This window comes from Streptomyces sp. MUSC 14, assembly GCF_001866675.1.
GTDB lineage: Bacteria > Actinomycetota > Actinomycetes > Streptomycetales > Streptomycetaceae > Streptomyces.
In genome coordinates this window covers 1-23,333 of record NZ_MLYN01000052.1, presented here as the reverse complement: position 1 = coordinate 23,333, position 23,333 = coordinate 1, and the positions used below count along the sequence as shown (strand labels likewise).

At 70.2% G+C, this 23,333-nt stretch carries 19 protein-coding genes and 1 pseudogene; 8 read left to right on the top strand and 12 right to left on the bottom strand.

The annotated features are described in order from the left end of the window. The first annotated feature begins 5 nt into the window (after nucleotides 1-5). The 4 genes from BIV25_RS31825 (at nucleotide 6) to BIV25_RS31810 (ending at nucleotide 4,796) form a co-directional block, all read left to right on the top strand. Complete coding sequence (locus BIV25_RS31825; protein WP_071375947.1) at nucleotides 6-1,040, top strand: 3-oxoacyl-ACP synthase III family protein; 1,035 nt, start codon at nucleotides 6-8, stop codon at nucleotides 1,038-1,040. Further along, nucleotides 1,037-1,894, top strand: coding sequence for a 3-hydroxybutyryl-CoA dehydrogenase (locus BIV25_RS31820; RefSeq protein WP_071375946.1), 858 nt, complete (start codon nucleotides 1,037-1,039; stop codon nucleotides 1,892-1,894). Before BIV25_RS31825 ends, BIV25_RS31820 begins: the two co-directional genes overlap by 4 nt. Before the next feature lie 52 nt (nucleotides 1,895-1,946). Beyond that, nucleotides 1,947-3,371: a class II 3-deoxy-7-phosphoheptulonate synthase gene (locus tag BIV25_RS31815; RefSeq protein ID WP_256256375.1), complete on the top strand. Its 1,425-nt coding sequence runs from the start codon at nucleotides 1,947-1,949 to the stop codon at nucleotides 3,369-3,371. A 204-nt stretch (nucleotides 3,372-3,575) separates the two neighbouring features. Then, nucleotides 3,576-4,796: a glycosyltransferase 87 family protein gene (locus tag BIV25_RS31810; protein WP_107486425.1), complete on the top strand. Its 1,221-nt coding sequence runs from the start codon at nucleotides 3,576-3,578 to the stop codon at nucleotides 4,794-4,796. Here the strand turns inward: BIV25_RS31810 and BIV25_RS31805 are convergent. Beyond that, nucleotides 4,793-5,920, bottom strand: coding sequence for a cytochrome P450 (locus BIV25_RS31805; RefSeq protein WP_256256374.1), 1,128 nt, complete (start codon nucleotides 5,918-5,920; stop codon nucleotides 4,793-4,795). The genes BIV25_RS31810 and BIV25_RS31805 overlap by 4 nt on opposite strands. Nucleotides 5,921-6,384: 464 nt before the next feature. After that, nucleotides 6,385-6,546: a hypothetical protein gene (locus BIV25_RS51470; protein WP_177235486.1), complete on the bottom strand. Its 162-nt coding sequence runs from the start codon at nucleotides 6,544-6,546 to the stop codon at nucleotides 6,385-6,387. A gap of 822 nt (nucleotides 6,547-7,368) precedes the next feature. Here BIV25_RS51470 and BIV25_RS31800 point away from each other — a divergent pair. Further along, nucleotides 7,369-7,926, top strand: coding sequence for a DinB family protein (locus BIV25_RS31800; protein WP_071375943.1), 558 nt, complete (start codon nucleotides 7,369-7,371; stop codon nucleotides 7,924-7,926). Between the two features lie 72 nt (nucleotides 7,927-7,998). On the opposite strand, the gene BIV25_RS31795 is transcribed toward BIV25_RS31800, so the two are convergent. Next, on the bottom strand, nucleotides 7,999-8,961 hold the full coding sequence (locus tag BIV25_RS31795; RefSeq protein ID WP_071375942.1) for an LLM class flavin-dependent oxidoreductase: 963 nt from the start codon (nucleotides 8,959-8,961) through the stop codon (nucleotides 7,999-8,001). A gap of 101 nt (nucleotides 8,962-9,062) precedes the next feature. Between BIV25_RS31795 and BIV25_RS31790 the strand changes: the two genes are divergently transcribed. Beyond that, nucleotides 9,063-9,857, top strand: a complete 795-nt coding sequence (locus BIV25_RS31790; protein ID WP_071375941.1) for a helix-turn-helix domain-containing protein — start codon at nucleotides 9,063-9,065, stop codon at nucleotides 9,855-9,857. An 81-nt stretch (nucleotides 9,858-9,938) separates the two neighbouring features. On the opposite strand, the gene BIV25_RS31785 is transcribed toward BIV25_RS31790, so the two are convergent. The 8 genes and pseudogenes from BIV25_RS31785 to BIV25_RS31755 form a co-directional block, all read right to left on the bottom strand. Continuing rightward, on the bottom strand, nucleotides 9,939-11,564 hold the full coding sequence (locus tag BIV25_RS31785; protein ID WP_071375940.1) for a phosphonate degradation HD-domain oxygenase: 1,626 nt from the start codon (nucleotides 11,562-11,564) through the stop codon (nucleotides 9,939-9,941). A gap of 14 nt (nucleotides 11,565-11,578) precedes the next feature. After that, nucleotides 11,579-12,334, bottom strand: a complete 756-nt coding sequence (locus tag BIV25_RS31780; protein ID WP_071375939.1) for a GntR family transcriptional regulator — start codon at nucleotides 12,332-12,334, stop codon at nucleotides 11,579-11,581. Nucleotides 12,335-12,478: 144 nt separating this feature from the next. Further along, nucleotides 12,479-13,021: a carbonic anhydrase gene (locus BIV25_RS31775; protein ID WP_071375938.1), complete on the bottom strand. Its 543-nt coding sequence runs from the start codon at nucleotides 13,019-13,021 to the stop codon at nucleotides 12,479-12,481. 79 nt (nucleotides 13,022-13,100) lie between these two features. Continuing rightward, a complete protein-coding gene (locus BIV25_RS31770) occupies nucleotides 13,101-14,075 on the bottom strand; it encodes a GlxA family transcriptional regulator (RefSeq protein WP_071375937.1) in 975 nt (324 codons plus the stop codon). Nucleotides 14,076-14,212: 137 nt separating this feature from the next. Beyond that, the gene (locus BIV25_RS31765; RefSeq protein WP_071375936.1) at nucleotides 14,213-15,799 is read right to left on the bottom strand and encodes a Na+/H+ antiporter; all 1,587 of its coding nucleotides are present in this window, start codon (nucleotides 15,797-15,799) and stop codon (nucleotides 14,213-14,215) included. Between the two features lie 148 nt (nucleotides 15,800-15,947). Further along, on the bottom strand, nucleotides 15,948-16,418 hold the full coding sequence (locus BIV25_RS53385; protein ID WP_071375935.1) for a thioesterase II family protein: 471 nt from the start codon (nucleotides 16,416-16,418) through the stop codon (nucleotides 15,948-15,950). Next, nucleotides 16,390-16,980 (bottom strand): annotated as a pseudogene (locus tag BIV25_RS54625) (asparagine synthase-related protein); the annotation flags it as partial. The pseudogene BIV25_RS54625 and the gene BIV25_RS53385, both read right to left, overlap by 29 nt. A 46-nt stretch (nucleotides 16,981-17,026) precedes the next feature. After that, a complete protein-coding gene (locus tag BIV25_RS31755) occupies nucleotides 17,027-17,344 on the bottom strand; it encodes a hypothetical protein (protein ID WP_071375934.1) in 318 nt (105 codons plus the stop codon). Between the two features lie 335 nt (nucleotides 17,345-17,679). On the opposite strand from BIV25_RS31755, the gene BIV25_RS31750 reads away from it, so the two are divergent. Together BIV25_RS31750 and BIV25_RS31745 are read left to right on the top strand one after the other, a co-directional pair. Next, entirely contained in the window at nucleotides 17,680-19,758 is a 2,079-nt protein-coding gene (locus BIV25_RS31750; protein ID WP_071375933.1) for an alkaline phosphatase family protein, read from the top strand. A gap of 469 nt (nucleotides 19,759-20,227) precedes the next feature. Beyond that, nucleotides 20,228-21,229, top strand: coding sequence for a fatty acid desaturase (locus BIV25_RS31745; protein ID WP_071375932.1), 1,002 nt, complete (start codon nucleotides 20,228-20,230; stop codon nucleotides 21,227-21,229). A 425-nt stretch (nucleotides 21,230-21,654) separates the two neighbouring features. Here BIV25_RS31745 and BIV25_RS31740 read toward each other — a convergent pair whose 3' ends face one another. Beyond that, on the bottom strand, nucleotides 21,655-23,100 hold the full coding sequence (locus tag BIV25_RS31740) for an MFS transporter (protein WP_079177005.1): 1,446 nt from the start codon (nucleotides 23,098-23,100) through the stop codon (nucleotides 21,655-21,657). Nucleotides 23,101-23,333 lie beyond the last annotated feature (233 nt).

Here is a 23,333-nt window from a genome sequence, read left to right as displayed (position 1 = left end):
GGTCAATGTTCCCGTCGATCGGCTTTCTGAGCACCGGCTCCTACCTGCCGGACCAAGTGGTCACCAACGCGGAGCTGGAGGCCCTGATCCCGGACTGCACCGCGGAGTGGATCAGCCGTAAGACCCTCATCGAGACCCGGCGCTACGCGGCGCGGACACAGGCGACGTCCGATCTGGCCGCGGCGGCGGCGGACGACGCCCTGACCCGCGCCGGCACCACCGCCGACGACATCGACTTCCTGATCGTGTCGACCTCGACCGGCGACTTCCCTCAGCCGCCCACCGCCTGCCTGGTGCAGGAGCTGACCGGGGCGCGCAATGCGGCGTGCATCGACGTCAACGCGGTGTGCGCCGGCTTCGTCTACGGCATCGAACTCGCCCGAAGCCTGCTGGTCACCCATCCGGGCACGCGCGCGCTGGTGGTCGCCGCCGACCTCTACTCCCGCATCCTCGACTTCGATGACCGGCGCACTGCCGTGCTGCTCGGCGACGGGGCGGGCGCCGCGGTACTCGGCGAGGTGCCCGCACCGTACGGCATCCTGGAGACCGATCTGGCCACCATGGGCGAGGCCCAGGAGCTCATCAAGGTCGCGGCCGGGGGCAGCCGCACGCCGGCGTCGGCGGCCACGCTCGCCGCGGGCGGCCACTTCTTCCGGATGAACGGGCGCGGCGTGCGCGACTTCGTGATGGACACCGTTCCGCCGATCCTCAACAAGATGCTGGCGAAGGCGGGCTCGACGGCCGAGGACGTGAACTGCTTCGTTCCGCACCAGGCCAACGGCGTCCTCCTCGCCGAGCTTGCCGAGCGCTGCGGCCTCGGCTCCGCGCACACCCACCTGACCCTGAGCCGGTACGGCAACGTGGGCAGCGCCTCGGTCCCGGTCGCCCTGGACGACGCGGACAAACAGGGCCTGCTGGCCGACGGCGATCTGGTGCTGCTGGCAGGCTTCGGCGGCGGTATGTCGGTCGGCGCCTGCCTCGTCCGCTGGCGCCCGACCGGCGCTGACGCCCCGCTGCGACGCGCCGAGGTGATCTCATGACCGTCGAACGCGTCGGCGTGGTCGGCTGTGGCCTGATAGGCACCGGCATCGCGGACATCAGCGCGCGGGCCGGATTCGAGGTGCGCGTCGCGGTCTCCAGCGAGCCGGCGATCGAACGTGCCCGCCGGCGCTGCACCGCCTCCCTCGACCGGGCGCTGCGCAAGGGCAAACTCGCCCCCGAGGAACACCAGGCGGCGCTGGGCAGGCTCACGTTCACGGCCGACCTGAACGAACTGGCCGACCGGCAGCTCGTGTTCGAGGCCGTGCCTGAGGAGCAGGAAGCGAAGGTCCAGGTCTTCGGGCAGCTCGACAAGACGGTCACCGACCCGGAGGCGATCCTCGCGTCCGTCACGTCGGCCATCCCGATCATCCGCCTCAGCCGCGCGACGGCTCGACCGGAACGCGTCGTCGGCGCGCACTTCTTCAACCCGGTGACCGCGCTGCCCCTGGTCGAGGTGATCGCCTCGAAGCTGACCTCCGACTCGACCGTCGAGCGGCTCACCGAGCTGCTGGTCGGCCCGTTGCAGAGGCAGGTGATCCGGGCCCAGGACCGCTCCGGCTTCGTCGTCAACGCGCTGCTGATCCCCTATCTGCTGGCCGCGATGCGCATGGTCGAGGCGGGCACGGCGACCGCGGACGACATCGACCGGGGCATGACACTGGGCTGCGGACACCCGATGGGTCCGCTCGCCCTCGCCGACCTGATCGGCCTGGACGTCGTCGAGGCGGTGGGCAACTCACTGTTCGAGGAGTTCCGCGAGCCGCTCCACGCTCCGCCGCCGATCCTGGTGCACATGGTGGAGGTCGGCCTGCTCGGCCGCAAGACCGGCCGCGGCTTCTTCGAGTACAAATGAGAGTGATCATCAACAACGGTTGACAACCACCCCAGGCGAAGGACTGAAGTTGATGATGCCTCAGGCGACCGGGCCGACTCCCAGGGACGAACCGCACACCGCGCTCGACGGACCGGACGAGTCCTGGCACGGTCTGCCCGCCGAACAGCAGCCGGAGTGGCCGGACACGGCGGAACTGCGCGAGATCGTCACCGCACTGCGGACCCTCCCGCCCTTGGTCTTCGCCGGCGAGTGCGACCAACTGCGCAGCCGGCTGGCCGCCGTGGCGCGCGGCGATGCGTTCCTGCTCCAAGGGGGCGACTGCGCCGAGACGTTCGCCGCCGTGTCCGCCGACCAGATCAGCAGCAAGCTGAAGACGTTGCTCCAGATGGCCACGATCCTGACCTACGCCGGATCCGTGCCCGTGGTCAAGGTGGGCCGACTGGCGGGGCAGTACGCGAAGCCCCGGTCCGGCTCCGTCGAGGACCGGGCGGGCATGACGCTGCCCGCCTACCGGGGAGACGCCGTCAACGGCCTGGAATTCACTCCGGGAAGCCGCCGTCCCGATCCACGGCGGCTCATGACGATGTATCACGCGTCCTCGGCGACACTGAACCTGGTGCGCGCCTTCATGGCGGGCGGCTACGGCGGCTTGCGGCAGGTGCATTCCTGGAACCGCGACTTCGTCAGGACGTCTCCGGCAGGCCGGCGTTACGAGGCACTGGCCCGGGAGATCGACAACGCGCTGAGTTTCATGGCTGCTTGCGGGAGCGAGCCGGACGAGCGGCTGACGAACGAGTTCTACGCGTCGCACGAGGCGCTTCTTCTGGACTACGAAGGGGCGCTCACCCGCGTCGACTCCCGTACCGGCGAGCGATACGCCACCTCCGGCCACATGGTCTGGATCGGAGAGCGCACCCGTCGGCTCGACGGGGCACATGTCGCCTTCGCGGAGTCCGTGCGCAATCCCATCGGGGTGAAGCTCGGCCCCACGACCACACCTCAGGAGGTACTCGATCTGGTCGAGCGTCTGGACCCCGCCCGAGATCCGGGCCGGCTGACGTTCATCTCCCGGATGGGCGCGGCACAGGTACGCGATCTCCTGCCCGCCCTGGTGGAAAAGGCACAGGCGGCGGAGGCACAGCTGGTATGGGTGTGCGATCCCATGCACGGCAACACCGTCAGGACGGCGTCCGGCCGCAAGACACGTCACTTCGACGACGTGCTCGACGAGGTGAAGGGGTTCTTCGAGGTGCACCAGAGCCTGGGCAGTCACCCGGGCGGCATCCACGTCGAGTTGACGGGGGACGACGTCACCGAGTGCACGGGCGGAGGCCAGGAGATCCTCCCGGACCAGCTGGACCAGCGCTACGAGACCGCCTGCGATCCCCGGCTGAACCGCAGCCAGTCCCTGGACCTCGCCTTCCTCGTGGCTGAGGTACACCGGTCCCCGAACGGACGGACACGGTCGTCGAACCGGCACGACGTACGGGAGTAAGGTGCCCGGCGCCGATCGAGTGGCTGGTCGCCTGAGTCGTTCACGCGGTGGCGCAGCAGGATGACGCACTACGTTCATCGTGTGGTCACCTGCATGCGGGCCGACACAGGCAGTGTGACCCGTACAAGGCGGTGGACGGAGAGGCCCTGAAACGTGGCGATGTGGTGGCACGGAACGGTAACCGCGGCTCGGTCGAGGACATGGATGCCGGTGTCGGCCTGGGCGGTGACGCGAGCCGCGCTGCTGCTGACGCTCTTCGGTGCCGTGCGCTTCCCCGGTGCCGACGTCCGCCCCGACGTGGTCGTCATCTATCACGGCTGGTACGAACGGCTGCTGACCGGTAGCTTTCCGGTCCACGACGTCACCTGGCAGTACCCGCCCGCCGCGGCGGCGGTCTTCCTCGCCCCGGCACTGCTGCCGTTCCTGACGTACTCGCACGCCTTCTACCTGCTCGCCTGCGCCGCCGATGCGACGGTCCTGGCGATGCTGCTGCGGGCCGGTCGGGTCCACGGCCGGGACCTGGCCGGCGCCTGGCTGTGGGTCGCCGGGGTCGCCGTGCTCGGCCCGCTGGCCCTGGCCCGCTACGACGTGATGGTCACCGCCCTCGCGGTCGCCGCCCTGCCGGCCGCCGCACGGCGCCCCCGGGTGGCGGGCGCGCTGGCCGGGATCGGCGCGCTGGTCAAGGTCTGGCCGGTACTCGTCCTCGCCGGTGCGCGGCCGGGCCGCACGACCCGCCGCTCCTGCGGAGCGGCGCTGGTCACCGCCGCCGGTGTCGGCGCCGCGTTCCTGGCGTTCACCCGGGGACCGTTCGCGTTCCTCACCGAGCAGCGTCAACGCGGCGTCGAGATCGAGTCGTTGGGCGCCCTGCCGTTTCACGTCCTGCGCCTGCTCGGCCTGTGGCACGGCACCTCCCGGCTGCACTACGGGTCGTTCGAGTTCCTCGGCCCGTACGTGCCCACCGCGGCCCGGATCGCACTGGCCGGCGCGGTGCTGGCCTTCTGCTGGCTGGTCTGGTGGCGGGTACGCGCCCGCACGTTCAGCGACGTCGTGCTCTACGACGCGGCGTTCGCCGCGGTGCTGGTCTTCGTCACCACCAGCCGGGTGATCAGCCCGCAGTACATGATCTGGCTGCTCGGCCTCGGCGCGCTCTGCCTGACCAGCCGCTCCACGGTCCAGCGCCGTCCTGTGCTGCTCGTCCTGGCCGCGTGCTTCTTCACGGTGCTCGAATTCCCCGTCGGCTTCGGCCAGGTCGTGCGGAGCGATCTGCCGGGCATCGTCGTCCTGCTGATCCGCGACGGGCTGCTGCTGGTGGCGACGGTCTCGGCCTGCCGCCGGCTCTGGCGCAGTACGGCCTGGCGCCCGGAGGCGATCCCTGACGACGCGGCGGGGCTGGGCGACACGGTGACGATCGTTGGATCGTCCTAGGCAAGTGTGGCGGGCAGGCTTCTGTGTCCGTTGGAGATGAAGGAGGGAACTGGATCGCTCTGGTCCGGGGCCTGGGCCAGTGCGAGAGACGGGAAGCGCTCGAACAACGCCGGGAGTGCAGTGGCCGCCTCCAGGCGGGCGAGCGGCGCCCCCAGGCAGTAGTGCACTCCGTGACCGAAGGCGAGATGGTCCTTGTTCTCCCGGGTTGCGTCGAAGACTCCTGCCGATGGACCGTGCTGCTCCGGGTCCCGACCGGCGGCTGCGTAGGACGCCAGGATGGCGTCGCCCTTGGGGATGGTCGTGCCGCCGACGGTGATGTCCTCGACGGCGTAACGCAGTGGCAGGTGGGCCACGGGGGCGTCGCTGCGCAGGCTCTCCTCGATCACGTCGGTCCAGGCGACCTGGCCGGTACGGACGAGGTCGCGCTGGGCCGGCGCGGTGAGCAGCGCGAAGACGGCGTTGTCGAGCAGGTTCACGGTTGTCTCGTGCCCGGCGCCGATGATCAGCAGAAGTGTGTCGATGACTTCTGCCTCGGTCAGTGACTCGTCGCTGTCCCCGGCAGAGACCAGGTAGCTCGTGAGGTCGTCCCCCGGTTGCCTCCTGCGGTGGTCGACCAGGTCGTTGAGCAGGATGTAGGTGGTGCGGTAGTTGTCGGCGGCTTCCTGCGGGCCGAGTCCCGTGTTGAAGATGTTGTCGATACAGGTGCGGATACCGACAGCCAGGGAGCCTTCGGGGACACCCATGAGCTGCGTGATCACCTGCACCGGAATCAGGTAGGCAAAGTCCCGCCGCAGGTCCACCACGCCGTCGACCGCGGTGTGCGGCAGATCGTCCAGCACACGCGCGACGATGCGCTCGACCTGCGGGCGCAGCTGCATGGTCCGGCGGGCGGTGAAGGCCGGCGTCACCAGGCGCCGCAGCCTGCTGTGGTCGCTGCCGTAAGCGGTGAACATGTTGGTGACGGACACCCAGGCGTACAGCGGCCATTCGGAGGTGATGTCCCCGGCGATGAATCGGGGCCAGTGCCGACGGGGGTCTTTCGATACCCGCGGATCGGTCAGGAGTTGTTCGAGGGCGGTGTGGCTGGTGACCGACCACGCCGGGATGCCGCCGGGGAGGATCACCTTCGTGACAGGGCCCCGGGCACGGAGTCGGGCGCCCTCCGCATGTATGTCGCGGCCTGTGGGGTCGAGAACGTGGGGATGCTGATCGTCGGTTGGCAACTGTCCGCCTCTCGTGGGTGCGGAATGGTCTTGCCGGTGACTTCGGTCCCGGCCCCGGGCGAGGGCGAAACAGCCGACATGCTCCGCTTCGTTCGCCCGCAGGTGCCGGAGTGCTGCCGGGCGATGGTGCTCCGTGGTCGACGTGATGGCCACCCCGCCCGTGGGTTTTCGGCCTGGATACGGGTGTTCGTGACTTCGGCCGGTCCGTCTCCGTGGGCCGCTTGTGGGCGACGACGCCGTCCGGGTCGGCGCCCTCGGCGACGTGCGCGTCCTGTTCGCCGGGGACGGCTTGCGACACATCCACTCGACCTCGCCCCGGAGGTCCTGCGCCACCAGGCCGTGCTGCCCGCCCTCGTCAGGCAGGGCTATTCACCGTCCGGTTCACCCTCGATGCCCACAGCGTCCTGAGCGGCGGCGTCCCCGGACGAGGCTTCGCTGACGGTCTCTTCGACACCAGGCGCCGCAGCGTCGGGGTCCACGTCCCCGACGAGGTTCCTGGGCGCGGCTCCCCCGGTCCAGTCCGGCATGGCTGATCCTTTCGCCGTCCTCACGCACCCGTGCGTTCCCTCGCGAATCTACGGTCGGCAACGCGCCGTGAGGAGTGTCCAGTTGCACAGTGAGCAGCGGATTCCGGTGCAGCTGTGCACAGCGAGCATGGGAGCCTCGGCCGCGCTCGTCTCGGGACCGGGGCCGGACGAACCGGCGGTCGGGCCGCGTGCCGGTCCGTGCCTTCGGCGCGATCCTCATCCATCGGCTCGGCCGCATGACCTTCATGCGTCGGGCCGTACGAATCCCGCTGCGGCTGGATCGACGAGGAGTACAGGAACCCGGATGCCTACCAGACCTTGCCGACCGGCGCCTTCGACGTGCGCGGCAGCTCTCGTCCGGTTGCCGCTTCTCTGGCCGGGCACGCGACGGTGCACACCGGCGGTCGCGGAGAACAACAAGCTGCCCGCCGGTCTGGTGAATCGGGCCGCGACCAGGATGCCCTCGGCAGCGGACGCCGTGAGGGCGCCAGGCCGCATCCCGGTCGACCTGTACTCGCGTGCACCGCGAGCCGTCATGGGCGTCGTGCCGGCTGCACCAGCGTGCTCCGTCAGCTTGACGAAGGTGTCTGGTGTTCCCGTAGAGCGTGATCTGGCCGATCATCGATCCGTCGAGGTCGACGATGAAGAGACCGGGGCGCCGCCTGGGCACTCTCGGCATCTCGCGCGCCACTTCGTCTCGTGGTCGAGGGCCGCCGAGGAAGGTGCGTCCGGCATCGTTCGCGAATTAGGACGTGATCTGACCTCCATGGCCCATAGCGTGGTCCTTGACCGACAGAGCAGGAACACCGGAAGGCGAAGACGATGACTTTCAACGAGCAGACCACCCGCGACCTGGCTGGGGACCCGGCCGTCACCGGTGAGCGCGCCGATTTGCTGGAGATGCTGACCAAGCACCGGCACTTCCTGCGCTTCACCACCCGTGACCTCACCGACGAGCAGGCAGGCCGGCGGACCACCGCCAGCGAGCTCTGTCTGGGCGGCTTGATCAAGCACGTCACCGCGGTCGAACGGAACTGGGTGGACTTCATCCTGAACGGCCCGTCGGCGATGCCGGACTTCACGGCCATGACCGAGGCCGACTGGGCCCGGCGGGCCGACCAGTTCCGGCTGCTGCCCGGTGAGACGCTGGCCGGCGTGCTGGCCGACTACGCCGAGGTGGCCCGCCGGACAGACGACCTGGTCGCCACGCTGCCCGACCTGGCGGCCACCCATCCGCTGCCGAAGGCCCCGTGGTTCGAGCCCGGCGCGCAGTGGTCGGCCCGCCGGGTGCTGATGCACGTCATCGCCGAGACCGCTCAGCACGCCGGCCACGCCGACATCATCCGCGAGTCCCTGGACGGCGCCAAGAGCATGGGCTGACCGACGGCGCGGTGACTGACGTCTTCGGATGAGGCCGGGCCGTAGCACGCACGGCTGGGCCCGGCCCACGGATCAGGCAGGACGGAGGAGCGGGAGGAGGCCGACGAGCCGTTCCAGCTGTGCGAGTTGCTCGCGGAGAGTGAGTGCGCCGAGGCGGAGGATCAGGTCGCGGGCGCCGGCTTCGATGTACGGGGTCAGCCGGTCGGCGAGTTGTGCGGCCGTTCCCGCAGCGACGGCCTGGATCTTCTCCAAGTCCTCGAGCGGAAGGCCGTAGTTGACTCTCGCGAACTCGTCGAGTGAGCGCCTGCAGGATTCGATGCTGTCGGCGGTCCGGACGTTGACGAAGACCGCAGGGGTGATCGTTCCCGGGTCTCGTCCTGCTTCGACGGCGGTCCGGCGGAGGTCGGCCAGGCCGGTCCGGTAGTCATGCGGGTCCGGTGGATACGGGAACCAGCCGTCGTAGTGGCGTCCGGTGCGGGCGAGTGCTGCCGGGGTGGCGCCGCCGAGCCACAGCGGTGGCCCGCCGGGGCGGTAGGGCCCGATCGACGGCGGGATGTCGTCGAAGTGCAGGAGTTCGCCGTGGAAGGAGGTGTGACCGTCGGCCTTCCAGATCTGCCGCCAGAGCGTGACGGTTTCGTCGAGTCGTGCGAAGCGCCGCGCCCAGGAGACTTCTGACAGCGTGTGGAGCGGCCGTCCGAATGTCCCGGGGAAGCCGGCTCCGACGCCGACGGTCAGGCGTCCGCCGGCGAGCCGGTCGACCGAGGCCAACGCGTGTGCGGTCTGGACCGGCCGCCGGAGTACGGGCATGAGGACACCGGTGCCGAGGGTCAGCCGCTCGGTGACGACGGCCAGGGCGGAGAGCATGGCGAGCGGGTCGACGATCGGCACCCGGATCGAGTCGCCGACGAACACCGAGTCGTAGCCGAGCCGTTCGGCCCTGGCGGCGAAGTCGATCAGTTCCCGAGGGTCCGTACCGGGACCCCATTGGCTCTTGCTGGTCGGCAGGAACACGCCGACCCGGATCGTGTCCGTCATACCCGTCGCTGTCATACCCGTCACCCTGGGCGCACCGGGGATGCCGCTCAATTCCCCGGGAGGAATGGCGCGTTCGGCGGAGCGACGGTTATAACCTCTCGGTGGACTTTCCCGAAGCGCTGCGGGCGCGCCGTACCGGACGGCAGATCAGCCAGTTGGAGCTGGCGAACCGGGCCGGGACGACGCAGCGGCACGTCAGCTTCATCGAGAGCGGTCGCTCGGTCCCGGGGCGCACGATGGTGCTGCGGCTGGCCGAGTCGTTGGAGTTGCCGTTGCGGGAGCGGAACGAACTGCTGCTTGCGGCGGGTTACGCGGCAGCGTATCCGGAGACTCCCCTGGACGCCGCCGGCCTGGCGCCCGTACGGGAGGCGCTGCGGAGCATCCTGGACGGGCACCTGCCGTACCCGGCCGTCGTGGTGGACGGTGGGGGCGGCCTGGTGGCGGCCAATGCGGCGTTCGTGCTTCTCACGCTGGGCGCAGATCCGGAGCTGTGCCGGTCCGGCGCGAACATGTACCGAATGGCGCTCCACCCGAGGGGGCTGGCACCGAGGGTGGTGAATCTCGCGGCCTGGGGCCGGCACATCGTCGAGCGGCTGCGCCGGCTGGAGGCGGAAGGCCGGTCCGGGGGCGGCCGGGAGCGGAACCGGCTGGTGGAGGAGCTGGCGGGCTACGTGCCCACCGGGCCTCCGGTCCAGGGCCCGTACCTGGGCTTCGCCGTCCCGCTGGAATTGCGGAGCCCCTGGGGTGAGCTGCGGTTGATCACCACCGTCACGACCTTCGCGACGGCGGTGGACGTGACCCTGGCCGAGCTGAAACTGGAGGCCTTCCTCCCTGCGGACGGCCGGACGGCGGCAATCCTGCACCAGCAGCCCTGGCAGCAGGATCAGGAGACTTGAACACCACCGCGCACCGCCCCGGCGCACACTCCCATCCGGCCCACCTGATCAAGGCCGCCGGTGTCCGGCTTTCGTCATCTCTCAGGTGCGCAGCAGACGCGCCAGGAGTGGGCGGTAGTGCGCGAAGGCCGGCACGGTGGCTCGCGGGTCCTTGGCTGCCTCGTCCCAGCGCCTGAGGGCTACGGCCTGTTCGGCGTGCGGCAGGGCGGCGAACCGGTCGGCTTCGGCGTCCGACATGGGGCCGCCCTGCACGTTGAGGGTGTAGAGGGAGGCCGGTGAGAGGCGTTGGAGGTAGCCGGGTTCGACGGCGCACAGGTAGCGCTTGGCCGCGACGTGCAGGCGGACGGGTTCGGTCACGTCCTTCGGGAACCAGGCGGCGAGACGGTCGGCGCCGGTGTGGCTGTGCCGGTTGTCGGTGCCGTTCATCAGCTGGTGGCCGCTGATCCCGCCCGTGAAGTGGCCGATGTCGTGCAGGAGCGCGGCCGCGACGAGGGCGTCGGGGGCGCCTGCCGCCTCGGCGTGTGCGGCGGTCTGCAGCATGTGCTCGGCCTGGGTGACCGGTTCGCCGAGGTACTCGCCGGCGCCCTGGTCGGTGAAGAGCTGTTCGAGTTCGGCGACGATGCCGAGCGCGCGGCGCAGGACGGCCAGCTCGCTGGCGGCGGCGTCGAGGTCGGCGTAGCAGCCTTGCAGGTGCCGGGCGCCGTCGGCGGTGAACGCGGAACGGGCGTGCAGGATCCGGGTGTTGTCGAAGATCACGCAGTCGCCGGGTTCGAGACGGAAGCCGATCCGCGCGGCCGGGCGGTAGAGCAGTTCGGAGAAGACACGGTAGGCCTGGTAGAAGGCAGCGATGCGGTCCGGTTCCAGCGTGATCGGCCGCATGGAGCGGTTGTTGAACCGGATCTGCCTGATCCAGCCGAGTGGATCGAGACCGATGAGCGGGGCGGTCGTACTCAGGTCCGCACCGGAATCGGCGTAGCGGAAGGTCACGGGAGTGCGGGTGAGCACGTCGAAGGCGTCCGGCTGCTCACGGCGCAGCGTCGCGGCCGCGTGGAAGCCGTCCACCAGGCCTGAGTCGCCGCCCTGCGCCGCATTGGCCAGGCAGTGCAGCAGCTGGATCGTCGGGACCGGGTCCCGATAGGGGTTGTCGGTGTGGGGCAGGATCTGACGGGAAGTGAACGCCAGGTTCGCCGGATTCTCCTCGACGCGTACCTCGAACATCTCGCCGTAGTTGGTCTCGCGCACGTAGCCGAACGCCCTCGCGACGTCCAGTACGGCGCGGTCCGCGACGGGTACGCCGTGGAGGACGACGAAGCCCTGGGTCAGCAACGCGTCCAGGCAGCGCGCGCGTTCGGCGGGGTCGTCGGCGAAGGAGGGCCAGGCGCCCGAGGGTAGGGCGTCCAGGTCGGCAGCGGTCCAGAGCGCTTTGGCGTCCTCGGCGCGGTCGTCGTACGGCGGTGCCGTGCCGGGCCGGTGGGTGTCCAGCCAGGTGTGGGTGAAGTGCGAGCGGTGCCCGTCCGGGGCGAACACGATCCGCACGCCGTCGGCATCGTCCTCGGCCTGCGCGATCACGATGTCGGGCGCGAGGTCGGCGAGGTCGAACAGCTTCTGGCCACTGCCAGGGATCTGGCACGCGCCGCACGGGCAGTTGTCGCGAAGCCACAGGGCGGGAAAACGCGCCCCGTCCTGGCGGATCAGCTCGGTCTGCATGGTGGTTGTCACCTTCAGGTCGCAGGGGGCAGGTCGCGGACGAGGGGAGAAGCAGCGATCGAGTTGCGGATGGTGAAGGCGACGGCGTCGCCGAGGTAGCGGTCCTGCGACCATTCCAGGGGCCGGCCCTGGTGGTCGGTGGAGCGTCGCCGCTCGCGCAGCAGCGCGGTGCCGGGCGGGACCTCCAGCAGCCGGGCGTCCTCGGCGTCGGCGTTGACCGCGTCGATGGCGTGTTCGGCGTGCGCGAAGACGATCCCGTGCTCCTCCAGCCGTTCGCAGATCGACTCCCGCTCCAGGTCGACGTAGGAGAACAGCACACCGACCCGCTCCGGATAGGCCGTACGCTCGATCATCACCGGGACGCCGGTCAGCAGCCTGACACGCACGAGGTAGACCACCGGGTCGCCGGGCTCCAGTCCGAGCTCGTGCGCCTGCTCCTCATCGGCGGGCCTGCGCTCGAGCACGTCGACGCGTCCGGACGGCACCTCCCCGATCGAACGGGCCCAGCGCGAGAACGACCGCAGCTCCCCGAAGTTCTGCAGCCTGGGCAGGGCGAGCACCGTGCGGCGCGCGCCCTGCTGCGAGGACATCAGACCGTCCTCACGCAGGACCTCCAGGGCACGCCGCACCGTGTTGCGGGACACGCCGTACTCCTGGGCGAGGACGTGTTCCGAGGGCAGCCGGGACCCCGGAGGGAACTGCCCGTCGGCGATCGCCTCGCGCAGCCGCCCGGCCATGTCCAGGTAGAGGGCTTCACCCTGGCCTGTCATCACACTCCCTGACTTGTAGGAACAAGCTCAAACCTGTACCCACAAGTTAGTCGGTGCGGGCGCGACGGACAAGAGCGGTGGTGTGTCCCCACGCACGAACGACTCGTCGCGCCACCACCGGAGGGAAGTCCCCGCGGTGCCGGGTCATTCGTCCCTGGATCGCGGTGGCGTGACCAGGGTGAGGTGACCGGTGGCGGTGTCGTAGCTGTAGCCCGAGACTCGAATGCGGCCCGAGGCGGAGGGCGAACGCAGGATCTTGTCGACGTCGATGCGAACGGTGGCGGCCGGATCGGTGACCGCGGTGGCCCGCAGGGCCGTCTCCTCGAAGCCACGCTGGACGAAGCCGCGCCTCAGCCTGTCGTCAGCCATCAGGGCCGATCCGCAGTCGGTGTGGTGGATGACGGCCAGTTCGAACCAGTCGGCGTCGGGGGTCACCGTCTCGTGCAGGTAGCTGATCCATGCGAGATCGTCGAGGAACGACTGGTTCACCCGGCCGCCGACGGTACGTGCCACGATCGCGTCCCCGAGTCGCAGACCGAGGACGGCCGCGGGGTCGACACGAGGATCGATGCAGGTCAGGACATAGACCTGCTGGTTGGGCAGGAACGGTATCTCCGGCAGGTGGTCCCTGAAGTCGGTGGCCGCGAACCGCTTGTTGTTCTCGAGCAGCTTGTCGAAGTTGGTCATGTGCCCAAGGTCGCAGCCCGGCGGGGTCGTGATCGTGCCGATCCGGCCAGCTGTCGTCAGACTTGCGCCACCCGCGCTGTCATGCCGGGGGCCCCTCCGGGACACGGCGGTGGGCTCGGCGGTATTCGGTGGGTGTCGTACCCAGCGCGCGCGACATGTGCAGGCGCAGGTTGCCCGCGGTGCCCAGCCCGCACCGCTCGGCGATGTGGTCCACCGGCAGGTCGGTCGTTTCGAGGAGCCGTTGCGCCTCCAGTACGCGTTGCGAGGAGAGCCAGCGCATCGGTGTCATGCGGGTTCGGTCACGGAATCGGCGGGAGAACGTGCGCGTGGGCATGCCCGCATGCCGGGCCAGGTGGGTCAGCGACAGCGGCTGGTGCAGCCGTTGGATCGCCCATTCGAGGGTTCGGGCGAACTGGTCGGCGTCGTCGTCGCGCGCCTCCCTGCGCGGGTCCTGGGCCTGGTCGCCGGAGCGGTGGGTGGCCACGACCATGCGGCGGGCCACCGTGTCGGCGACGCCCGCCCCGAAGTCCGAGCGGATCACGTGGATGTAGAAGTCGATGCTTCCGGACTGGCCCGCGCCGGTGAGGATGCTGCCACCGTCGACGAACAGCACGTCCGGGTCGAGCCACACGCTCGGGTAGCGCCGGCGGAACTCGTCGGCTTCGCGCCAGTGGGTAGTGGCCCTGCGGCCGTCGAGCAGACCGGCGGCGGCCAGCGCGAACGCGCCCAGACATACCGAGGCCAGGCGTGCGCCACGGTCGTGGGCGGACCACAGTGCCTCGCGCACGGCGGCGTCCGGTTCCACCGGTGGGTAGAAACCGGGCACGATCACCGTGTCAGCCGTGGCCACGGCTTCGAGGCCTGCCGCTGCGTCGATGTCGAAGCCCGTCGAGGTGGGGACCGGGCCCGGTCGCAGCCCGCACACGGTGAACGAGTAGCGCGCGGCTTCGTCGCGGAACCCGAAGACCTGAGCGGCGGTGGCGAGATCGAATGCCACGACTCCCGGCAACGCCAGTGCGACGACCGCGTGCGGTCGCTCGTGCGGCCATGTCATGAGGTCACCTGGTCCGGCACCATCGCGATCCCCTTCACAGACACGCACGTCCCGACATCGCACGGTTACGGATACCTCCTGGTCCGATCTTGCCTTGCCGGCCTCGGCTGCGTCCCGGTCCTTCACGGATGCGGCAGTCAGTCACGGGGGCGGAGGCTGGCTTCTTCGAGGTCGAGTTCGTACTGGATCCGGCGCCGGGTGGCGTTGCTGATCCTGTTCGCCTCGTAGAGGCGCTGGAGCTCGGCCGCCTCGATCGCGATGAGTGTCCGGCGAATCTCGCGGTAGGCGTCGGCAGGACGGGCGTCCGGGTCGCTGTAGTGGGCGTCCTCGACCTGGTGGATGCGGGCTTCCAGATGACGACGGGCCTGTTTGAGCGCGCCCTCCGCGGCGGCACCGAGATCGGCGAGCTGATCCAGATCGCCCAGCAGTTTGAGTTCGTCGAGGGCGGCGTGCGCGATGCGTCGGCGGGTCCGGGCCTCCTCGCGGACGGTGTGCTCCGGTTCCAGAGCGATGCCGGAGCGGCGGACGACCGGGGCCAGGGTGAAACCCTGGAAGACGAGGGTGACCGCGACGGTCCCGGTGGTGAGCATGAGAATGAGTGCCCGGTGCGGCAGCGGCGCCCCTGTGTGGGTGGCCAGGGGGATGGAGAGCGCGGCGGCCAGCGGCATGACGCCTCGGGTGCCCGCCCAGGACAGGACGGCCGGAACGCGCCAGGAGAGGCGGTTGTCGCCCTCCCCGTGCCGGCGGTGGATCAGGGCGGACAACGGGAAGATCCACAGCAGGCGGATCGCCAGCAGCGTGAAGGCGATCACCGGCACCCACAGCGGCCAGCCGTGCTCGTCGCGCGCGAGATGACGGACGGTCGAGGGAACCTCAAGGCCGATCAGGGCGAAGACGACGCTCTCCAGCAGGAAGGTCACGGTGTCGTAGACGGCGTGGACCTGGAGGCGGACGGAGGCGTTGCCGAGCTTGTGGCCGGTGCTGCCGAGGACGACCCCGGACACGATGACGGCGGTCACGCCGGACGTGTGCGACTGTTCCGCGACGACGTAGGAGGCGTACGGAGTGACCAGTGCGATGACGGTCTCCAGCATGGGATCGTCGGTCCGTCTGCGGATCAGGGTCACCACTGCGGCGACCGCGGCGCCGATGAGGGCTCCCCCTCCTGCCAGGATCAGGAACTGCAGGGCGGTCCCGGGCACGCTGATGGCGCTGCCGGACACCGCGGTGGCCACGGCGACCTTGTAGAGGACCAGCGACGTGGCATCGTTGAACAGGCTTTCCGCCTGCACCATGGCCTGCACGCGCGGGGGGAGGGACAGGCGCCGGCCCAGCGCGGTCACGGCCACGGGGTCGGTGCTGGCCAGGACAGAGCCGAGGATGAACGCGGTCGCGGCGGTGAGCGGGGTGATCGCATGGGCCACGTACCCGACGGTGACGGCCGAGGCGAGGACCAGGCCGAAGACCAGACCGGTCACGGGCCGCCACACGGCACGCAGGTCGCGGACGGAGATCTCCCCGGCCGAGGCGTAGAGCAGCGGTGGCAGCACCAGCACGTTGATCACGTGAGGCGGCAGGCGGACTTCGGGGACCCAGGGCATCAGTCCCACGAGCAGACCCGCGACCACGAGGAGCGAGGGGGCGGGCAGGCTCCAGCGGCGGGCGCCCGTCGCCACGGCGGTGGCCAGGACCACCAACAGCAGGACGACGATCAGGCCGGTCATGGCGCGTCCCCGGTGAGATACGGCGAGTGCTCCCCCTGTGACCAGGTGCTTCACCAACGTAACCGACATACGGCGGTGCCGCAGCCGACGGTCGGACCAGTGCGGCAGTGCTCGGGGACGCCGTGGCGTCCTTGAGCGAAAGCGGTGGTCAGGTACGGCGGGCCAGGAGGCTCAGGAGTGGTACCGGATCGTCGCGGAAGTAGAAGCGGCCCCCGGGGAACCGACGCACGCGTACGTACTCGGTGCTGTGCTCCTTCCCCTGTGTGAGGGCCTCGGCGGGGACGACGTCGGCCTCCCCGCCCAGCACGTCGAGGGGCACCGGGAGCGGCTCGCCCTCCCCGTGACGGTGCTTGTCCAGCAGGGTGAGGTCCGCGCGGAACACCGGGAGGAGCAGAGCCGTCAGATCGGCGTCCGCGGCGATCTGCGGCGGGATGCCGCCGTAGCGTTCGTCGAGGTCCGCGACCAGCTCGGCGTCCGTTCTGTCGGAAACCCGTGCCGCGTGGCGCGGTAGGCGGGGCGCGGGAAACGCCGACACGACGAGACGTTCGGGCAGCGGGCGGCCCCGGGCGATCAGTTCCCAGCGCGTCCGCGCCTTCCCCGCTGAGCACGACCCGCGCATGCCGCGCCACGTGCCCGCTGAAGAGATACGGGGTGATGTTCTTGTCGCCGAACGGCGTCGGCTGGTCCTTCGCGGCGAGCACCTCCGCCAGCGTCACCGGGTCCAGCAACTCCTCGGGCCGGACCGCGACTTCCCGGTGGTCGCAGCCCCACAGCCGGACCACCTCCTCGGCGTACGGCCGGCCCGGGACGGGAGCGGAGGTGTCACCGAACAGCACGGTGAAGGTTTGCGGCGCGCTGCCGCCACCGGAGGCGACAAGACCCGTCAGCACGCTGGAGTCGAGTCCGCCCGACAGCAGGACGGCGGCTCTCTCGCCGGGCTCGACCCTTGCCACCGCGTCCTCGAGCAGATCCCTGAGGTGCTTCACGGTCCCGTCGAGGTCGAGTTCGTGAGTGCGGGCCTCCGGACGCCAGTACGGCTCCTCGGAGCGGCCCTCCGTCGCGATGCACAGGGTATGACCGGCCCGTACCACGCGCACGCTGCGCAGTACGCCCTGACCGGGGCTGCGCAACTGCGTGAGAACGGCGCCCAGTCCCGCCGCGTCGAGCTCGGCCCGCACCATCGGATGGCGTACGACGGTGGCCACGTCGGAGGCGAACACGACTCCGTCAGGGGTGAGCGCGTAGCTCAGGGGTTTCACCCCCCAACCGGTCGCGGCCGAGGAGCAGTTCCCCGGTGCGCACGTCCCAGACGGCGAAGGCGAACGCCCCGTCCAGACGAGCCGGGGCGGAGCGGCCCCACCGCAGGTAGGCCTTGAGCACGGCCCGCGCCGCCGGACTGCCACCGGTGACCGGCATGTCCGAGCCGGTCGTCGGCGAGTCGAGATCGGCGGGGGGCAGCACATGTCCGTCGCACACCGCGACAGCGAGGGTGTCACCGAGGGCATCGCGTGCGACCGCGGCCTGGCGCGCCTGCGGAGCCTGCACCGAATCGCTCTCGATCAGGGCGACTTGTCGTTCCTGCCGAACGATCTTGGAACGGGGAGCACCCTCGGCGAAGTCCGGGAGAACACCGACAGGCCTAATTCCCGGGAAATACCGCGCACTCCCCCGTCCGGAAAGGACGCCTGCGCCCGCCAGAATCCCCTGACGGCGCCTGGCGTTTACCTTTGCGTCACCATGATGTCCTGTTTCCGACAGACCGAGCTCCCGACGCAGCAGGACTCCGAGCCCGCACCCACCCCAAGTGTTCTGCGCACGGCCATCCCTCCGTGGAATTCAGGCCGTTGCCGCTGCCACGGACCCCCGGCAGAGTCCTCAACATGTCTGAACAACTTTTCCCGATGCCCGAGTCCGCACCAGGCGACCGGGCCGATACGACGACCGCCACCACCCGCCGCCGGTTCCTCCAGGGCGCGGGGGTCGCCGCCGGGGCGCTGGTGCTCGGCGGGACCGCCGGGACGACCGGCGCGAACGCCGCCCCGAAGCGCGGGTACGTCCTGCCGAAGGGCTTCAAGGGCGACATGTCCGATCTGAAGCACGTCGTGATCCTGATGCAGGAGAACCGGTCCCTCGACCACTACTTCGGCACGTTCCCCGGCATACGCGGCCTCAGCGACAAGCAGGCGCTGCGGTTCCAGGACGGCACCACCGTCTTCCAGCAGAAGGACGGCAGCGGCAACATCGTCACCCCGCGGGTCGACGACGGGACCTGGGGCAACGACCACGGGGCCTGGGGCGACGTCAACCATCGCAAGTGGGACCTGTGGGTACAGCACAACGGCGCCAGCTGCATGAACCACCACAGCGACGCCTACATGGGCTTTTACCACTCGGTCGCCGCGCAGTACACCATCGCCGACCAGAACTTCTGCTCCGAGTTCGGGCCGACCGACCCCAATCGGAAGTACCTGTGGAGCGGTACCGCCAACAGCGAGACGGGCAACGGCGACGAGTCCAACTACTCCCGTCCCTGGATCACGGTGGCCGAGCAGCTCCAGGACGCGGGCATCGACTGGCGGCTCTACTCCGACAACAGCGGCAACGGGCGCCAGGGTTACCTCAGCGCCTGGGTCGGCGACTACGGCGACAACGAGCTGAAGTACTTCAAGGGGTTCGACCCGCAGGGGCTGAGCGCCGACGACCCGAAGCTGCGACCCGGCACCGGGCTGATCTGGCGCGGCAACGCCACGTACTACTCCGGCACGACCTCGCCGGACGACGACTCCGAGGCGAACCTCGACGCGGTCCTCAAAGACCTCCGTGACGCCTGCCTGCCGGGCGCGGAGCACCCCCTGCCGGCGGTCTCCTGGCTCGTGGCGCCGTACGGCTGGTCCGAACACCCGAGCGCGGACTCCCTGCACGGCGAGCGCTACGTCAAGAAGGTGCTCGACATCCTGCAGAGCAACCCCGACATCTGGAACCACACCCTGTTCATCCTCAACTACGACGAGAACGACGGGAAGTTCGACCACGTGCTGCCGCCGTGGCCCGAGCCGGGCACGGCGGGCGAGTACGCCGGCGACTACCCGCTCGGCTTCGGTCCGCGAGTGCCGATGCTGCTGGTCTCGCCGTGGACCCGCGGCGGGTACGTCGCCTCGGAGGTCTTCGACCACACCTCGACGATCAAGTTCCTCGAAACCTGGGCGGCCCACCTCGGCAAGCCGTTCCGCTGCCCCAACATCAGCGACTGGCGGCGCTCGATCGCGGGAGACCTGACCAGCGCGATCGACTTCGCCCACCCGCAGCCGGGGCCGGCCGCCTTCCCGGACCCGCTCGCCGAGCAGCCGGCGTCGATCGCCGCCGACCACATGAAGCCGCGCCCGCTGAGCTTCCATCCGCACGCGACGATCTCGCAGGACCGCGCGTCGGGGACGGTCACCGCCACGATGACGCTGCCCGGCGGCGCGAAGGGCAAGGCCATGAGTTTCCAGGTCTTCCCCGACAAGTACCAGGCGTTCTCCAGCACACCGTTCACCGTCACCGCGCAGAAGCCACGCACGTACACCTGGGACACCAAGGCCACCAACGGCAAGTACGCGTTCTCGATCTACTCCAACGACGGCTTCGTGCGCTCCTTCGCCGGCGAGGTCGCACCCGCTGGAAGGGCGGCCGGTGGCCTCCCGCACGTGGACGTCGCCCTGCTGAAGGGCGAGGGCACCAAGATCGAGGCTCAGGTGAAGCTCACGTTGCACAACGACGGCACCAAGCCGGTGCGCTACACCCTCGCCGCCAACGACTACCGCGGCAGCACCCGGAACGTCACGGTGGCCGCGGGCAGGACGAACGTCGTCATGTGGCCGACCCAGCTGGGCTACTACGACGTGGTCATCACCGTCGACACCGACACCACCTGGACGCAGCGCTACGCCGGCCGGATCGCCACCGCCGAAGAGGGCTGATCCGCCAGGACACCGTGGCGTCGGCAGCGGCCCCGGCCACCGACGCCACGGCGCCCGTCGTACCGGTCGTCCTGCCGCGGCGGTCTCGATCGACGTGGCTCGGCGGCCCGGGTGACCCGCCGAACGGGGATTGCGGCAGGGAGGCCACGTGACTCCGCCAGGACCGGCCCGGTGCCGGTGTGGGTCGACTGGTGCACGTGGAAGACAGCCGGGGGTAGGTACGGGGCGGTGCGGCGAGCGGTTCCCAGCCTCCTCCCCAGCCGCCGAGGACCAGCGCTCCCGAAAGCGCCCACGGCAAGTCAGTCCCACGACGTTCATGCCCCGGACATCCGTGACGACCTGCGCGGATGCCGCCCGGTGCCATCGTGAGCCCAGGACCGCCGGCCGCACCTGACCGCGTACGGGCGCGTGAGCCAGGGCGGTCGTCCGGCACCGGCTCCGGAAAGGCTTGAGCGATGGTGAGGAACCGATGAAGCCGAGCGACGTCGACCGTACAGAACAGACCGCCGCCGAACATGAAGCCGATCACGAGGCCGGAGTCAAGCCGCTGCTCGACGCCCCCCAGACGGCCGCGGCGGCGGTCGCGATGTGGACCTTTGTCGTCGGCCCGATGATCTGTCTGGTCATCGCGGTGCCCTTGGCATGGGGACGGGGTCTGTCCGCGCTGGACATCGGCATGGCCGTGGTCGCCTACCTCGTGTCCGGCTTCGGTCTCACGGTTGGCTACCACCGTCTCTTCACGCACCGCTCGTTCAAGGCACGGCGGGGCCTGCGCATCGCTCTGGCTGTCGCGGGCTCGCTGGGGGTCGAGGGCTCGCCGGTCCAGTGGGTGGCGAACCACCGGCGCCATCACGCCTTCGCCGACCGGGAGGGTGACCCGCACTCGCCCTGGCGCTACGGGACCGACATTCGCGCGCTGCTCAAGGGACTTCTCCACGCGCACATCGGATGGATGCTGAAGCGTGAACTGAGCAACCGGGCCAGGTTCGCGCCCGACATCGCCGCCGATCCCGATCTGCGTCTCATAGGCCGACTCTTCGGGCCACTGACCGCCGTCTCGCTCCTGGCCCCGGCGCTGGTCGGCGGGCTCGTCACCGGTACCTGGACCGGTGCGCTGTCCGGGTTCATCTGGGCCGGCTTGATACGGATGGCGCTGCTGCACCATGTCACCTGGTCGGTGAACTCCATCTGCCACGTCGCAGGCAAGCGCCCCTTCACCAGCCGGGACAAGGCCACCAACTTCTGGCCGCTCGCACTGCTGTCCTTCGGTGAGAGCTGGCACAACTCGCACCACGCCGACCCCACAGCCGCGCGCCACGGCGTACTGCCGGGACAGCTCGACCCGTCGGCCCGCCTCATCTGGGTGTTCGAGAAGCTTCACTGGGTCCACGACGTGCGCTGGCCGAGCTCGGACCGCCTCAGCGCTCGACTGCTGCCCAAACCGGGTACTCCTCACGAGTCCACGGGCTGACGCCGCTCGGACAGCACGTCGCCGCGGTTTCCGCTCGTGTGCTCCCGGTGAGCGGGCGGTCGGTGCGATGACGACGGCCGCCGCGCCGGGGCATGCCGTGGAGTGTGCTCGTACAGCAAAAGCTCCAGTGGACAGGCGCCGCGACCCTCGCGCCCCTCCCTGATCTCCTCTCCCTGGTCCGGTGCCTGCCCGAGGGCATCCCGGCCGTCGTCCGCCGCCGGACCGACGGTGACACGCACTCACCGCGAGCGGCTGCCGCCGGGCCTCCCCGATTCCGCGGAGGTACGGCGACTGCGCGCATACGCGGACCGACGCCCACACCCGCCCCGGCCAGGCGCCCGGGGACAGGCTCGGAGCGCGCTCACCAGGACTCCCCCGGTCCCGCCACTCGCTCCCCGCGGGAACCAGCACCGCGCAGGGCCCCGCTATCTCCCCCGTGGCCCCGTCGGCACACAGTGCCACGCCAGGACCGCCGCGGCCAGGTAGGCGAGCGCGCCGACGGCCATGCTGGTACGCAGCCCGCCGGTGTAGTGCGCGGCCGCGGCGAGGAGGCTGCCTCCCAGCGCCACGCCGGTGGCGCTGCCGATCTGGCGAGCGGTGTTGAACAGGGCGGAGGCGGCACCCGAGTACGGCGCAGGCGCAGCGCCCATCACCGTCGTGGTGGAGCCGGTGAGCGCGAAGGACGTGCCGAATCCGGCGGCCATCATGGGCGCCACCAGCAGCGGGTAGGCGGGATCGGCGCCCGCCGCGGCCCAGCCCGCGAGCCCCAGCGCGGCCAGGAGCATACCGGCGACGACCAAGGGGCGATCACCGGTACGGCGGGACAACCGCCCTGACAGGACGGAGGCGAACATGGTCATCGCCACCGCCGGGAACAACGCCAGCCCGGTACGCAGGGCGGAGAAGCCGCGCTGGTGCTGGAACTCCAGGCTCGCGGTGAACACCATCCCGTAGAAGCCGAAGTTGAACAGCAGGCCGATCGCGGCCCCACCGCTCAACTCCCTTGAGCACAGCAGGCGAAGAGGCAGCACGGGCGAGCGGGCCAGTCGCTCACGCACCACGAAGGCCGCACCGGCCACCACGGCTGAGCCCAGCCCGGCCAGCACCGCCGGATCCGTCCAGCCCCGCCGTCCGGACTCGTTGAGCGCGGCGGTCAGCAGCGCCACCGCCGCCACGACCGCCACCTGGGCCCGCCAGTCCAGGGGCCGGGCAGCCTGTCGAGCTGAACGCGCCACGTGCCGCAGGGTCAGCGACAGGCACGCCGCACCGACGGGAAGGTTGATGAGGAACACCCAGCGCCACCCCACCGTGGACACGAGCAGACCGCCCAGCAGCGGCCCGGCCGACGCCGCGATGCCCGCCATCGAACCCCAGAGCCCAAAAGCCCGGGAGCGTTCCACCGGCCCCGGATAAGCCTGCTGAAGAAGGGCCAGGGAACCGGGCACGATCAGTGCCGCGCCGAACCCCTCCAGCAGCCGGGCAGCGACCAGAACGGCGGCATCGGGAGCGAGGGCACACGCGACCGAGGACACGGTGAACAGGGCCGTCCCCCAGCAGAAGACCCGCCGGCTGCCGAGCCGGTCTCCCAGCCCGCCACCGGTCAGCAGGAAACCGGCGAAGACCAGGGTGTAACCATCGGTGATCCACTGAATGCCGGTCAGTGAGGTGCCCAGATCCCGTCCGATCACCGGCACGGCGACGTTGATGACCGTCACATCCAGGATGACCATGAAATACCCGGCGCACACAGCCACAAGCGGCGCCCAGGAACGCCGCCCGGACCAGGGGCCCGACGCGCGACGGGACAGGGGCTCACCGCCACCGCCCGGCTCCACGAACGCCACGCTCTCCCCTCCCGCACACGGAGACATGTCACCGGACGCCACCGTAGGGGACGTACACCCCATATCCCGGGACCGGCCGTACGCCTCACCTCACCAGCGGGCGAGCGAAAGACCGCGACATCACCGCCCGCACGAAGGCAAGTACAGCCGGTGGACGCAGCACACCTCCACCCGCTCAGCCCCACGGGCGGACGGCAGCCGCACCGTCGCACCCGTGGCATCGCCTCAGGGATTCGACGTAACCGGTCCACTAACACGGA